1 protein-coding gene (cut by a window edge) is annotated in these 16,577 nt (G+C 64.7%); it reads right to left on the reverse strand.

Features of this window, described 5'->3' with window-relative positions; genetic code table 11:
• Positions 1-16,577, reverse strand: the 3' portion of a protein-coding gene (locus tag YH64_RS07360; RefSeq protein ID WP_185975342.1) for a tandem-95 repeat protein. It continues 12,403 nt past the right edge of the window; only the last 16,577 of its 28,980 coding nucleotides appear in the window; the start codon falls outside the window, past its right edge; the stop codon is at positions 1-3.

The following is a 16,577-nucleotide window of genomic DNA, read 5'->3' on the forward strand; positions in this document are numbered from 1 at the left end:
TCAGTCCAGCAGATCCATCAAGGCGATGTCCTCCACGTCATGCTGGCGCGCCGCCTGGGCCAGTTGCACCGAGAACGGTGCCCCCGCCAAGCGTTCCGGCGCGGCCAGCGACGCACCCGGCTTGGCATCCGGCGTCGTCTGCGGACGCAACACCGGATCGGCCGGCGCGCGCTGTTCGCGCATCGTGCCAGACAGGAAATCCAGCGTGATGACACGGCCCACCCCGGCTCCGGGCCCAGACCTGGGAGTCAGGCGCAGGCTCAGCGTTTCCATGCCGGCCGGTCGGTTGATCAGCAAGAGGCCACGTCCATCCGCTTGCACCCAGCCCGGCAATGCCGCGCCGTTGGCCAGCGTGATGCGCATGTCCGCCTTGCCGTCGCCGCCGTTGACGATGAAGAGCAGCTGATCGCCACGCCCCACCAGGTCCAGCTGCAAGCCTGCTCCCAGCGGCAGCGTCGACAAGACCGCCTGCCCGTCTCCCAGCCCGCCGCCCAGGCCAGAGCCCAGCAGCTGATGCAAGCCACTCCGGGCGCCGATGTCGTCGATGCCATTCAGCGAGTCGATATCGTTGACCGCTTGCAGCACCGCCCCCACCCCCGTGAAGCTTCCCAGGTGGTCCAGGCTGTTGACGCCATTGACGGCCAGCAGCACTGCTCCACCCGATTGCTGCAAGTCCGGCGTGCCGTCCAGCGAGCCCAGCCCGTTTGCCGCCCGGATCAACACCGAGTTCACCTCGCTGGCCACCATGCCGCCATTGCCGCCGATGGCCGACTCGCTTGCTCCCGCCCCCTCTACGAAGCGCAAGTCGTCCTGCTCGGTGAACAACGATGCCGAGTTGCGCAGCGTGAACGTCGACTCCGTGAACCCGCCGTTGCCGTCGCTGACGCGGTAGCGCACCACCAGTTCGCCCGTAAAGCCGCTTGACGGCGTGAACACATAGCTGCCGTCGGACCTGACCAGCAACGTACCCGCGCCCGGAAGCGCCAGGGGCGAGCCGGCCGGCGTTCTTCCCGGCACACCATCCACGCTGACGTCGGCCACAAACAAGGGGTCGCCATCGACGTCCGACGCGCCGGCCAGCAAGCCCCGGTTCGCCGGCACATCCAGGCTGCCGCCTCCCAGCGGCAGACTTACCGTGACGGCCGGTACCACCGGGCTGTCATTCACCGCCGTCACGTTCACGGTGACAGTGGCCGTTTCGCTGGCCCCGCCGGACGTGACGGTGTAGGTGAACTGGGTCGTGCCGTTGTAATCGGCCGAGGGCGTGAAGTCCAAGCTGCCGTCGGCGCGCAGCGTCACGACGCCGTTTGCCACCGCTATCGGCGCCCCCACCGTCGCGGCCGTTCCATCGATGGCCGTGACGGCGTGCCCGGCGTTCTCGAACGTGTCGTTGCCGTTGACGACGATATTGACGGGCGTGTCCTCCAGGGTCGTCACCGTGTCGTCGGCGATATCCGCCACCGCCGCCACGCTCACGTTCACCACGGCTTGCAACGTGCCGCCGCTGCCGTCCGCGATGGTCACCACAAAGCGGTCGTTGCCGTGGAAGTCGCCGCTTGGCGTGTAGACATACGCGCCCGTGGCGGCGTTGATCGTCACCGTGCCGTGGGCGGGCAAGCCGCTGACCGCGTAGCTCAGCGGTTCGCCGTCGGTATCCAGCGCCGCCACACGGCCGGAAACCGGCGTGTCCTCCAAGGTCGGCACCGTGAATTCGCCCGTGTTCGGATCAAACACCTGGCCGCCGACGCGGTTGCCCAACAGCACGGGGATGTCATTGACCGACGTGACGTTGACCGTCACCGTGGCCGTCTCCGTTACGCCACCCGAGGTGACCGTGTAGGTGAAGCTGGTGGCTCCGTGGAAGTTGGACGCAGGGATGAAGTCCAGCGTGCCGTCGGCCTTCAACACCACCGAACCGTTCGTCACCGCCATCGGCGTGCCCAGCAGCAGGGCGTTGCCGTTGATCGCCGTGACGGCGTGGCCGGCGTTCTCGAAGCTGTCGTTGCCGTTGACGGCAATATTGACCGTCGTGTCCTCCAGCGTGGTGACGCTGTCGTTGGCAATGTCGGCCACCGCGGCCACCGTCACATTGACCGTCGACACAATGACGTTGCCCGTGCCATCGCTGATGCTGACGACAAAGCTGTCGGTGCCGTTGTAGTCGCCGGTCGGCGTGTAGGTGTACGCGCCGGTTGCGGCGTTGACGGTGACCGTGCCGTGGGCTGGCGCGGTCGACACGCTGTAGGCCAGCGGATCTCCGTCCACGTCCACCGCCAGCACCTGGCCACTGACCGCCGTGTCCTCATTGGTGCTGACCGCGTAGTTGCCGGTGACCGGGTCGTAGGTTTGGCCCGGTACCGCGGGGTCCACCTGGGTCGGCGCATCCGGTACGGCGGTCACGTTGACGGTGACCGTCGCGGTTTCCGTGGCGCCCCCCGAGGTGACCGTGTACGTGAAGCTGGTCGAGCCGGTGGTGTTCGCCGTCGGCGCAAAGTCCAACGTGCCGTCGGCGTTCAGCGTGACCAAGCCGTTGGCCACCGCGACCGGCGTTCCCACGGTGATCGCGGTGCCATCGATTGCCGTGATGACACGACCGGCGTTCTCAAAGCTGTCGTTGCCGTCAACGGCGATGTTGACCGTGGTGTCCTCGTTGGTCGTGACCGTGTCGCCCGCGATATCCGCCACCGGCGCCACCGTGACGGTCACCGTGGACAGGCTGACGTTGCCGGTGCCATCGCTGATGCTGATGACGAAGCTGTCGCTGCCGTAGTAATCCGCCGTCGGCGTGTAGGTGTAGACGCCGGTTGCGGCGTTGACCGCGACCGTGCCATGCGCGGCGGTGGTCGATACGCTGTAGGCCAGCGTGTCGCCGTCGCCGTCCGCTGCCAAGACCTGGCCGGTGACAGCCGTGTCCTCGGACGTACTGGTCGCGTAGTTGCCCGTGGCCGGGTCGAACGTCTGGCCCGGAACTCCCGGATCCAGCGTCATCGGCGTATCCGCCACGGCGGTCACGGTCACTGTGACCGTTGCCGTCTCAACCGCGCCCCCGGACGTCACCGTGTAGGTGAAGCTGGTGGAACCGTTGTAGTTGGCCGTGGGCGCGAAGTCCAAGGTGCCGTCGACGTTCAGCGTGACCGAGCCGTTCGCCACGGCAAGCGGCGTGCCGACCACGATGGCGTTGCCATCGATCGCCGTGATGGCGTGGCCCGTGTTTTCGAAGCTGTCGTTGCCGTTGACGGCGATCGTGACCGTCGTGTCCTCGCTGGTTGTGATCGTGTCGTCGGCAATGTCCACCACCGCCGCCACCGTAACGCTGACCGTCGACAGGCTGACGTTGCCCGCGCCATCGCTGATGCTGATGACGAAGCTGTCGGCGCCGTAGTAGTCGGCGGTGGGCGTGTAGGTGTAGGCGCCGGTCGTGGCGTTGACCGTGACCGTGCCGTGCGCCGGCGCGGTACCGACGCCGTAGCCCAGCGTGTCGCCGTCTGCGTCGGTGGCCGATACCTGCCCACTGACCGCCGTGTCCTCAACGGTGCTGGTCGCGTAGCTGCCGGTAGCCGGGTCAAAGGTCTGGCCGGGGATGGCCGGGTCCACCGTCATCGGCGCGTCCGCCACCGCCGTCACGGTCACGTTCACCGTTGCCGTCTCATCGACGCCGCCGGAGGTGACCGTGTAGGTGAAGCTGGTCGCGCCGTTGTAGTTGGCAGTGGGCGCAAAGTCCAGGGTGCCGTCGGCGTTCAACGTCACCGAACCGTTGGCCACCGCGACCGGCGTGCCCACCACTACCGCGCTGCCGTTGATCGCGGTAATAGCGTGGCCTGCATTGTCGAAGGCGTCGTTCGCGTTGACCGCGATGTTGACCGTCGTGTCCTCGTTGGTGGTGACCGTGTCGTTGGCGATGTCCACCACTGCCGCGACCGTGACGCTGACCGTCGACAAACTGACGTTGCCCGTGCCATCGCTGATGCCGATGACGAAGCTGTCGGCGCCGTAGTAGTCGGCGGTCGGCGTGTAGGTGTAGACGCCGGTTGCGGCATTGACCGTCACCGTGCCATGCGCGGCGGTCGTCGATACGCTGTACGTCAGCGGATCGCCGTCGCCGTCCACTGCCAAGACCTGGCCGGTGACGGCCGTGTCCTCGGTGGTGCTGGTGGCATAGTTGCCGGTAGTCGGGTCGAAGGTCTGGCCCGCAACGGCCGGGTCCACCGTCATCGGCGCATCCGCCACGGCCGTCACCGTCACCGTGATGGTGGCCGTTTCAACCGCGCCGCCAGAGGTCACTGTGTAGGTGAAGCTGGTGGAACCGTTGAAGTCGGTCGTCGGGGTGAAGTCCAGGGTGCCGTCTGCCCGCAGCGTGACCGAGCCATTGGTCACCGCCACCGGCGTGCCTACCGCGATGGCGGTGCCGTCGATGGCCGTGATGGCGTGGCCCGTGTTTTCGAAGCTGTCGTTGGTGTTGACGGCGATATTGACCGTCGTGTCCTCGCTGGTCGTGATCGTGTCGTTGGCAACGTCCACCACCGCCGACACCGTGACATTCACCGTGGACAGGCTGACGTTGCCGTTGCCGTCGCTGATGCTGACGACGAAGCTGTCGCTGCCGTAGTAATCCGCCGTCGGCGTGTAGGTGTAGACGCCGGTTGTGGCGTTCACCGTCACCGTGCCGTGCGCGGCGTTGGTCGACACGCTGTAGGCCAGCGTGTCGCCGTCGCCGTCCACCGCCGAGACCTGGCCAGTGACGGCCGTGTCCTCGGACGTGCTGGTGGCGTAGTTACCCGTCGCCGGGTCGAAGGTTTGGCCCGGAACCGCCGGGTCCACCGTCATCGGTGCATCCGCCACCGCCGTCACCGTCACCGTGACGGTTGCCGTTTCCACCGCGCCGCCAGAGGTCACCGTGTAGGTGAAACTGGTCGTGCCGTTGTAGTTGGCGGCCGGGGCAAAGTCCAGGGTGCCATCGGCCTTCAACGTCACCGAACCGTTGGCCACCGCTACTGGCGTCCCCACCACGACCGCACTGCCGTTGATGGCGGTGATGCCATGACCCGCGCTCTCGAAGCTGTCGTTGGCGTTGACGGCGATGTTGACCGGGGTGTCTTCATTGGTCGTGATCGTGTCATCGGCAATGTCGACCACGGACGAGATCGTCACGCTGACTGTCGAGTGGCTGATGTTGCCCGTGCCGTCCGAGATGGCGATGATGAAGCTGTCGCCGCCGTGATAGTCGGCTGCCGGGGTGTAGGTGTAGGCGCCGGTCGTGGCGTTGACCGTCACCGTGCCATGGGCGGCGGTGGTGCCCACGCTGTAGGTCAGCGCGTCTCCGTCTCCATCCACCGCCGAGACCTGGCCAGTCACGGCCGTGTCCTCGGTGGTGCTGGTGGCGTAGTTGCCCGTGGCCGGGTCGAAGGTCTGACCCGGAACGGCAGGGTCCACCATCATCGGTGCATCCGCCACGGAGGTCACCGTAACGGTGACCGTTGCCGTCTCGGTCGCGCCTCCGGAGGTCACCGTGTAGGTGAAGCTGGTCGATCCGTTGTAGTTCGCCGCGGGTGCGAAGTCCAAGGTGCCGTCTGCCTTCAGCGTCACCGAACCGTTGGCCACCGCGACCGGCGAGCCCACCACCACCGCACTGCCGTTGATCGCCGTGATGGCATGCCCTGCGTTCTCGAACGTGTCGTTCGTATTGACGGCGATGTTGACCGTCGTGTCCTCGTTAGTAGTGATCGTGTCGCCAGCGATATCCACCACCGCCGAGACCGTGACGCTGACGGTAGACAGGCTGACGTTGCCGGTGGCATCGCTGATGCCGATGACAAAGCTGTCGCTGCCGTAGTAATCGGCCGTCGGCGTGTAGGTGTAGGCGCCGGTTGCGGCGTTGACCGTTACCGTGCCGTGCGCGGCGGTCGTCGATACGCTGTACGTCAGCGGATCGCCGTCGCCGTCGATGGCCGAGACCTGGCCGGTAACGGCTGTGTCTTCGACGGTACTGGTCGCGTAGTTGCCGGTGGCCGGGTCGAGGGTCTGACCCGGAACTGCTGGGTCCACCGTCATCGGTGCGTCCGCCACAGCCGTGACCGTGACAGTGACCGTTGCGGTTTCGGTTGCCCCGCCAGAGGTCACCGTATAGGTGAAGCTGGTCGATCCGTTGTAGTTCGCCGTGGGCGCGAAGTCCAAGGTACCGTCGGCCTTCAAGGTCACCGATCCGTTGGCCACCGCTATCGGCGTACCGACGATAATCGCGCTGCCGTTGATTGCCGTGATGGCGTGGCCCGCGTTTTCAAAGGTGTCGTTCGTATTGACGGCAATGTTGACCGTCGTGTCCTCGTTCGTTGTCACCGTGTCGTTGGCAATGTCCACCACCGCCGACACCGTGACGCTGACCGTCGACAAGCTGACGCTCCCCGTGCCATCGCTGATGCTGATGACAAAGCTGTCGCTGCCGTAGTAGTCGGCGGTCGGGGTGTAGGTGTAGCCACCGGTTGCGGCGTTGACCGTCACCGTGCCGTGGGCAGCCGCGCCGGAGACGCTGTACGTCAGCGGGTCGCCGTCGCCGTCGATGGCCGAGACCTGGCCGGTAACGGCGGTGTCTTCGACGGTACTGGCCGCGTAGTTGCCGGTCACCGGGTCGAAAGTCTGACCCGGAACGGCGGGGTCCACCGTCATTGGCGCATCCGCCACAGCAGTCACCGTGACAGTGACCGATGCGGTTTCGGTTGCCCCACCCGAAGTCACCGTATAGGTGAAGCTCGTCGAGCCGTTGTAGTTCGCAGTCGGCGCGAAGTCCAAGGTGCCGTCGGCCTTCAAGGTCACCGAACCATTGCTCACCGCAATCGGCGTCCCCACCACGACCGCGCTGCCGTTGATCGCCGTGATGGCGTGGCCTGCGTTCTCGAAGCTGTCGTTTGTATTGACGGCAATGTTGACCGGCGTGTCCTCGTTTGTCGTAACCGTGTCGTTGGCAATGTCCACCACCGCCGACACCGTGACGCTGACCGTCGACAAGCTGATGTTGCCCGTGCCATCGCTGATGCTGATGACGAAGCTGTCGCTGCCGTAGTAGTCGGCGGTTGGCGTGTAGGTGTAGACGCCGGTGGTGGCGTTGACCGTCACCGTGCCATGCGCGGCGGCAGTACCGACGCTGTAGGCCAGCGGATCTCCGTCCCCATCCACTGCCGACACCTGCCCGATGACAGCTGTGTCCTCGGACGTGCTGGTGGCGTAGTTGCCCGTCGCCGGGTCGAAGGTTTGACCCGGAACGGCCGGGTCCACCGTCATTGGCGCATCCGCCACGGCGGTGACCATGACGTTGACCGTTGCCGTCTCGGTTGCCCCACCCGAAGTCACCGTATACGTGAAGCTAGTCGATCCGTTGTAGTTCGCGGCCGGGGCGAAGTCCAACGTGCCATCGGCCTTCAAGGTCACCGAACCGTTGGCCACCGAGATCGGCGTCCCCACCACCACCGCGCTGCCGTTGATGGCTGTGATGGCATGGCCGGCGTTTTCAAAGGTGTCGTTCGTATTGACGGCAATGTTGACCGTGGAATCTTCATTGGTCGTCACCGTATCGTTGGCAATATCCACCACCGCCGACACCGTCACGCTGACCGTCGACAAGCTGACGTTGCCCGTGCCATCGCTGATGCTGATGACGAAGCTGTCGCTGCCGTAGTAGTCCGCCGTCGGCGTGTAGGTGTAGGCGCCCGTCGCCGGGTTCACCGTTACCGTGCCATGCGCGGCGGTGGTCGATACGCTGTACGTCAGCGGATCGCCGTCGCCGTCCAGCGCCGAAACTTGGCCGGTGACAGCCGTGTCCTCTGCGGTGCTGGTGGCATAGTTGCCGGTGGCCGGGTCAAAGGTTTGACCCGGAACGGCAGGGTCCACCGTCATCGGCGCGTCGGCAACCGCCGTCACGCTTACCGTGACCGTCGCCGTCTCGACGCCTCCGCCCGATGTGACCGTATACGTGAAGCTGGTCGAGCCGTTGAAGTTGGCAGCCGGCGCGAAGTCCAGGGTGCCGTCCGCCTTCAGCGTGACCGAACCGTTGGCCACCAGAATCGGCGATCCCACCACGACGGCGTTACCGTCGATTGCCATGATGGCGTGGCCCGAGCTCTCGAAGGTGTCGTTGGCATTGACGTTGATGTTGACCGTGGTGTCTTCATTGGTCGTCACCGTGTCGTTGGCAATGTCCACCACCGCTGCCACCGTCACATTGACCGTCGACAGCGTGACATTACCCGTGCCATCGCTGATGCTGATGACGAAGCTGTCGCTGCCGTAGTAATCGGCCGTTGGCGTGTAGGTGTAGGCGCCAGTGGCGGCGTTGATCGACACGCTGCCATGCAAGGCCGTGGTGCTGACGCTGTAGGCCAGCGGGTCGCCATCCCCGTCGACCGCCGACACCCGACCCGAGACGGGCGAGTCTTCATTGGTGCTGACGGCGTAGTTGCCCGTGGCCGGGTCGAAGGTTTGACCCGGAACGGCCGGGTCCACGACCATCGGCACATCCGCAACCGGGCTCACCGTGATCGTGACGGTGGCTGTTTCGGTTGCGCCTCCGGAGGTGACCGTGTAGGTGAAGCTGGTCGTGCCGTTGTAGTTGGCGGCCGGGGCAAAGTCCAGGGTGCCATCGGCCTTCAAGGTCACCGAGCCATTGGTGACCGCGATCGGCGTGCCGACCACGACCGCGCTGCCGTTGATGGCGGTGATGGTGTGGCCGGCGTTTTCGAAGCTGTCGTTCGTATTGACGGCGATGTTGACCGTCGTGTCCTCATTAGTAGTGATCGTGTCGTTGGCGATATCCACCACCGCCGACACCGTGACGGTCACCGTCGACAAGCTGACGTTGCCCGTGCCATCGCTGATGCCGATGACGAAGCTGTCGCTGCCGTAGTAATCCGCCGTCGGGCTGTAGGTGTAGGCGCCGGTTGCGGCGTTGACCGTCACCGTGCCGTGCGCGGCGGTGGTCGATACGCTGTACGTCAGCGGATCGCCGTCGCCGTCGATGGCCGAGACCTGGCCGGTGACGGCCGTGTCCTCCGTGGTGCTGGTCGCGTAGTTGCCGGTAGCCGGGTCGAAGGTCTGACCCGGAACTGCTGGGTCCACCGTCATCGGTGCATCCGCAACGGAGGTCACCGTGACAGTGACCGTTGCGGTTTCCGTGACGCCACCGGAAGTCACCGTGTACGTGAAGCTCGTCGATCCGTTGTAGTTCGCAGCTGGGGCAAAGTCCAAGGTGCCATCGGCCTTCAAGGTCACCGAACCGTTGGCCACCGCTATCGGCGTACCGACGATGATCGCGTTGCCGTTGATCGCCGTGATGGCGTGGCCTGCGTTCTCGAAGGTGTCGTTGGCGTTGACGGCGATATTGACCGTCGTGTCCTCGTTCGTTGTCACCGTGTCGTTGGCAATGTCCACCACCGCCGACACCGTAACGCTGACCGTCGACAGGCTGACGTTGCCCGTGCCATCGCTGATGCTGATGACGAAGCTGTCGCTGCCGTAGTAATCGGCCGTTGGCGTGTACGTGTAGGTGCCTGTCGTGGCATTGACGGTGACTGAGCCATGCGTGGGCGCCGTGCCCACGCTGTAGGCCAGCGTGTCTCCATCGCCGTCCACCGCCGAGACCTGGCCTATCACTGCCGTGTCCTCGGTGGTGCTAGTGGCGTAGTTGCCCGTTGCCGGATCGAAGGTTTGACCCGGAACAGCCGGGTCCACCGTCATCGGCGCGTCCGCCACAGCCGTGACCGTGACAGTAACCGTTGCGGTTTCGGTTGCCCCGCCAGAGGTCACCGTGTAGGTGAAGCTCGTCGTGCCGTTGTAGTTCGCAGCCGGGGCGAAGTCCAAGGTGCCGTCGGCCTTCAAGGTCACCGAACCGTTGGCCACCGCTATCGGCGTACCGACGATGATCGCGCTACCGTTGATCGCCGTGATGGCGTGGCCCGCGTTCTCGAAGGTGTCGTTCGCGTTGACCGCGATATTGACCGTCGTGTCTTCGTTCGTCGTAACCGTGTCGCCCGCAATATCCACCACCGCCGACACCGTGACGCTGACCGTCGACAAGCTGACATTGCCCGTGCCATCGCTGATGCTGATGACGAAGCTGTCGCTGCCGTAGTAATCGGCGGTCGGGGTGTAGGTGTAGGCGCCGGTTGCGGCGTTGACCGTCACCGTGCCGTGCGCGGCGGTCGTCGATACGCTGTACGTCAGCGGATCGCCGTCGCCGTCGATGGCCGAGACCTGGCCGGTGACGGCGGTATCTTCGGCAGTACTGGTGGCGTAGTTGCCGGTTGCCGGATCGAACGTCTGACCCGGAATTGCAGGGTCCACCGTCATCGGCGCGTCCGCCACAGCCGTGACCGTGACAGTAACCGTTGCCGTTTCGGTTGCCCCGCCAGAAGTCACCGTGTACGTGAAGCTGGTCGATCCGTTGTAGTTCGCAGCTGGAGCAAAGTCCAAGGTGCCGTCGGCCTTCAACGTCACCGAGCCGTTGCTCACCGCAATCGGCGTGCCGACGATGATCGCGCTGCCGTTGATTGCCGTGATGGCGTGGCCGGCGTTATCAAAGCTGTCGTTGGCGTTGACGGCAATGTTCACCGTCGTGTCCTCGTTCGTCGTGACCGAATCGTTGGCGATATCGACGACCGCCGAGACAGTGACACTGACCGTCGACAGGCTGACGTTGCCCGTGCCATCGCTGATGCTGATGACGAAGCTGTCGCTGCCGTAGTAATCCGCCGTCGGCGTGTAGGTGTAGGCGCCCGTTGCCGGATTCACTGTCACCGTGCCGTGCGCGGCGGTGGTCGACACGCTGTACGTCAGCGGGTCGCCGTCGCCGTCCACTGCCGAAACCTGGCCGGTGACGGCTGTGTCCTCAGCAGTGCTCGTGGCGTAGTTACCCGTCGCCGGGTCGAAGGTCTGGCCCGGAACGGCGGGGTCCACCGTCATCGGTGCATCGGCAACAGCGGTGACCGTGACAGTAACCGTTGCCGTCTCGGTCGCCCCGCCAGAGGTGACTGTATACGTGAAGCTCGTCGATCCGTTGTAGTTGGCGGCCGGCGCAAAGTCCAGAGTTCCGTCGGCCTTCAACGTCACCGAACCATTGCTCACCGCAATCGGCGTTCCCACCACGACCGCGCTGCCGTTGATGGCTGTGATGGCATGACCCGCGTTCTCGAAGCTGTCGTTGCCGTTGACCACGATATTGACCGTGGTGTCTTCGTTGGTCGTGACCGTGTCGTCCGCAATGTCGACCACCGCCGACACGGTGACACTGACGGTAGACAGGCTGACGTTGCCCGTGCCGTCCGAGATCGACACCACGAAGCTGTCGGCGCCGTAGTAGTCGGCCGTCGGCGTGTAGGTATATGCGCCCGTCGTGGCGTTGACGGTGACTGAGCCGTGCGTGGGCGCCGTGCCCACGCTGTAGGTCAGCGTGTCACCATCACCGTCCACCGCCGCGACCTGGCCAGTCACGGCCGTATCTTCGTTGGTGCTGGTCGCGTAATTGCCGGTCGCCGGGTCGAAGGTTTGACCCGGAACGGCGGGGTCCACCGTCATTGGCGCATCCGCAACAGCGGTGACCGTGACAGTGACCGATGCGGTTTCGGTTGCCCCGCCCGAAGTCACCGTATAGGTGAAGCTGGTCGAGCCGTTGTAGTTCGCGGCTGGCGCGAAGTCCAAGGTGCCATCGGCCTTCAAGGTCACCGAACCGTTGCTGACCAGGATCGGCGTGCCAACCACTACCGCGCTGCCGTTGATGGCTGTGATGGCATGGCCTGCGTTCTCAAACGTGTCGTTCGCGTTGACCGCGATGTTTACGGTCGTGTCCTCGTTCGTCGTGACCGTGTCGTTGGCAATATCCACCACCGCCGACACCGTGACACTGACCGTCGACAAGCTGATGTTGCCCGTGCCATCGCTGATGCTGACGACGAAGCTGTCGCTGCCGTAGTAGTCCGCCGTCGGCGTGTAGGTGTAGGCACCCGTCGTGGCATTGACCGTTACTGAGCCATGCGCGGGCGCCGTGCCCACGCTGTAGGCCAGCGTGTCTCCATCGCCGTCCACCGCCGAGACCTGGCCGGTGACAGCCGTGTCCTCCGTGGTGGTGGTGGCGTAGTTGCCGGTCGCCGGATCGAAGGTTTGACCCGGGACCGCCGGGTCTACCGTCATCGGCGCATCCGCCACGGCGGTGACCGTGACAGTGACCGTTGCGGTTTCGGTTGCCCCGCCAGAGGTCACCGTGTAGGTGAAGCTGGTCGAGCCGTTGTAGTTCGCAGCCGGGGCAAAGTCCAAGGTGCCGTCGGCCTTCAACGTCACCGAGCCATTGCTCACCGCTATCGGCGTGCCAACCACGACCGCGCTGCCGTTGATCGCCGTGATGGCGTGGCCGGCGTTTTCAAAGCTGTCATTGGCGTTGACGGCGATGTTCACCGTCGTGTCTTCGTTGGTGGTGATCGTGTCGTTGGCAATGTCCACCACCGCCGACACCGTGACGCTGACGGTGGACAGGCTGACGTTGCCCGTGCCATCGCTGATGCCGATGACGAAGCTGTCGCTGCCGTAGTAGTCCGCCGTCGGCGTGTAGGTGTAGGCGCCCGTCGCCGGGTTCACCGTTACCGTGCCATGCGCGGCGCTGGTCGATACGCTGTACGTCAGCGCGTCTCCGTCGCCGTCCACTGCCGAGACCTGGCCAATGACGGCCGTGTCTTCCACGGTGCTGGTCGCGTAGTTGCCCGTCGCCGGGTCGAAGGTTTGACCCGGGACCGCCGGGTCTACCGTCATCGGCGCATCCGCCACGGCGGTGACCGTGACAGTGACCGTTGCGGTTTCGGTTGCCCCGCCAGAATTCACCGTGTAGGTGAAGCTAGTCGAGCCGTTGTAGTTCGCAGCTGGCGCAAAGTCCAAAGTGCCGTCCGCCTTCAACGTCACCGAGCCGTTGCTGACCAGGATCGGCGTGCCGACGACCACCGCGCTGCCGTTGATCGCCGTGATGGCGTGGCCGGCGTTTTCAAAGCTGTCGTTCGCGTTGACGGCGATGTTCACCGTCGTGTCCTCGTTCGTCGTGACCGAATCGTTGGCAATATCCACCACGGCGGAGACTGTCACAGAAACCGTCGTCAGCGTGACATTACCCGTGCCGTCCGAGATGGCCACCACGAAGCTGTCGCTGCCGTAGTAATCCGCCGTCGGCGTGTAGGTGTAGGCGCCCGTTGCCGGATTCACTGTTACCGTGCCATGCGCGGCGGCGGTGCCGACGCTGTAGGCCAGCGGGTCTCCGTCGCCATCCACCGCCGAGACCTGGCCGGTGACGGCCGTGTCCTCCGTGGTGGTGGTGGCGTAGTTGCCCGTGGCCGGGTCGAAGGTTTGACCCGCAACAGCAGGATCCACCATCATCGGTGCATCTGCCACGGCAGTCACCGTGACAGTGACCGTCGCGGTCTCGGTTGCCCCGCCAGAGGTCACCGTGTAGGTGAAGCTGGTCGATCCGTTGTAGTTCGCAGCTGGGGCAAAGTCCAAGGTGCCGTCGGCCTTCAACGTCACCGAGCCGTTGCTCACCGCAATCGGCGTGCCGACGATGATCGCGCTGCCGTTGATTGCCGTGATGGCGTGGCCAGCGTTTTCGAAGCTGTCGTTGGCGTTGACGGCGATGTTTACCGTCGTGTCTTCGTTGGTGGTGATCGTGTCGTTGGCAATGTCCACCACCGCCGACACCGTGACGCTGACCGTCGACAAGCTGATGTTGCCCGTGCCATCGCTGATGCTGATGACGAAGCTGTCGCTGCCGTAGTAATCCGCCGTCGGCGTGTAGGTGTAGGCGCCCGTTGCCGGATTCACTGTCACCGTGCCGTGCGCGGCGGTGGTCGACACGCTGTACGTCAGCGGGTCGCCGTCGCCGTCCACTGCCGAAACCTGGCCGGTGACGGCTGTGTCCTCGGCAGTGCTCGTGGCGTAGTTACCCGTCGCCGGGTCGAAGGTCTGGCCCGGAACGGCGGGGTCCACCGTCATCGGTGCATCCGCAACAGCGGTGACCGTGACAGTGACCGTTGCCGTCTCGGTTGCGCCTCCGGAGGTGACCGTGTACGTAAAGCTGGTGGAACCGTTGTAGTTCGCAGCTGGTGCGAAGTCCAAGGTGCCGTCGGCTTTCAGCGTGACGGTGCCGTTGGCGACCGCGACCGGCGCGCCGACCACGACCGCACTGCCGTTGATCGCCGTGATGGCGTGGCCCGCATTCTCGAAGGTGTCGTTCGTATTGACGGCGATATTCACCGTCGTGTCTTCGTTCGTCGTGACCGAATCGTTTGCGATATCGACGACCGCCGAGACGGTGACACTGACCGTGGACAGGCTGACGTTGCCCGTGCCATCGCTGATGCCGATGACGAAGCTGTCGCTGCCGTAGTAATCGGCGGTCGGGGTGTAGGTGTAGGCACCGGTTGCGGCGTTGACCGTCACCGTGCCGTGCGCGGCGGTGGTCGATACGCTGTACGTCAGCGGATCGCCGTCGCCGTCGATGGCCGACACCTGGCCAGTCACGGCTGTGTCTTCCACGGTACTGGTCGCGTAGTTGCCCGTCGCCGGATCGAAGGTTTGACCCGGAACTGCGGGGTCCACCGTCATCGGTGCATCCGCAACAGCGGTCACCGTGACAGTAACCGTTGCGGTTTCGGTTGCCCCACCCGAAGTCACCGTGTACGTGAAGCTCGTCGATCCGTTGTAGTTGGCTGTCGGCGCAAAATCCAAAGTGCCGTCAGCCTTCAAGGTCACCGAACCGTTGGCCACCGCTATCGGCGTACCGACGATGATCGCGCTGCCGTTGATCGCCGTGATTGCGTGGCCGGCGTTTTCGAAGGTGTCGTTCGCGTTGACGGCAATGTTCACCGTCGTGTCTTCGTTGGTAGTGATCGTGTCGTTGGCAATGTCCACCACCGCCGACACCGTGACGCTGACCGTCGACAAGCTGACGTTGCCCGTGCCGTCCGAGATCGACACCACGAAGCTGTCGCTGCCGTAGTAATCCGCCGTCGGCGTGTAGGTGTAGGCGCCCGTTGCCGGGTTCACCGTTACCGTGCCGTGGGCAGCCGCGCCGGAGACGCTGTACGTCAGCGCGTCGCCGTCCCCATCCACCGCCGAGACTTGGCCAGTCACAGCGGTGTCCTCGATAGTGCTGGTTGCGTAGTTGCCGGTGGCCGGGTCGAAGGTCTGACCCGGAACTGCTGGGTCCACCGTCATCGGTGCATCCGCCACGGGGCTAACCGTGACAGTGACCGTTGCCGTCTCGGTTGCCCCGCCAGAGGTGACCGTGTAGGTGAAGCTGGTCGAGCCGTTGTAGTTCGCAGCCGGGGCGAAGTCCAAGGTGCCATCGGCCTTCAAGGTCACCGAACCGTTGCTCACTGCAACCGGCGTACCGACGATGATCGCGTTGCCGTTGATCGCCGTGATGGCGTGGCCCGCGTTTTCGAAGCTGTCGTTCGTATTGACGGCGATATTGACCGTCGTGTCTTCGTTGGTCGTGACCGAGTCGTTGGCAATATCCACCACCGCCGACACCGTCACGCTAACGGTGGACAAGCTGACGTTGCCCGTGCCATCGCTGATGCTGATGACGAAGCTATCGCTGCCGTAGTAATCGGCGGTCGGGGTGTAGGTGTAGGCGCCCGTTGCCGGATTCACTGTCACCGTGCCGTGCGCGGCGTTGGTCGATACGCTGTACGTCAGCGGGTCGCCGTCGCCGTCCACTGCCGAGACCTGGCCTATCACTGCCGTGTCCTCGGTGGTGCTAGTGGCGTAGTTGCCCGTCGCTGGGTCGAAGGTTTGACCCGGAACGGCCGGGTCCACCGTCATCGGAGCATCTGCCACGGCGGTGACCGTGACAGTGACCGTTGCCGTCTCGGTTGCCCCGCCCGAAGTCACCGTGTACGTGAAGCTGGTCGAGCCGTTGTAGTTGGCCGTCGGCGCAAAGTCCAAGGTGCCGTCGGCCTTCAAGGTCACCGAGCCGTTGCTGACCAGGATCGGCGTGCCAACCACCACCGCGCTGCCGTTGATCGCCGTGATGGCGTGGCCGGCGTTTTCAAAGCTGTCGTTCGTATTGACGGCGATATTCACCGTCGTGTCTTCGTTCGTCGTGACCGAATCGTTGGCGATATCGACGACCGCCGACACCGTGACGCTGACCGTCGACAAGCTGACGTTGCCCGTGCCATCAGAGATCGCGACGACGAAGCTGTCGCTGCCGTAGTAATCCGCCGTCGGCGTGTACGTGTAGGCGCCTGTCGTGGCATTGACGGTGACCGATCCGTGCGTGGGCGCCGTGCCCACGCTGTAGGCCAGCGTGTCTCCATCACCGTCCACCGCCGAGACCTGGCCAATGACGGCCGTGTCTTCCACGGTACTGGTGGCGTAGTTGCCCGTTGCCGGATCGAAGGTTTGACCCGGAACTGCCGGGTCCACCGTCATCGGTGCATCCGCAACGGAGGTCACCGTGACATTGACCGTCGCGGTTTCCGTGACGCCACCGGAAGTCACGGTGTACGTGAAGCTGGTCGAGCCGTTGTAGTTGGCTGTCGGCGCAAAATCCAAAG

It is taken from the genome of Achromobacter sp. LC458 (assembly GCF_001005835.2).
In the GTDB taxonomy this organism is placed as follows: Bacteria; Pseudomonadota; Gammaproteobacteria; order Burkholderiales; family Burkholderiaceae_B; genus Achromobacter; species Achromobacter spanius_B.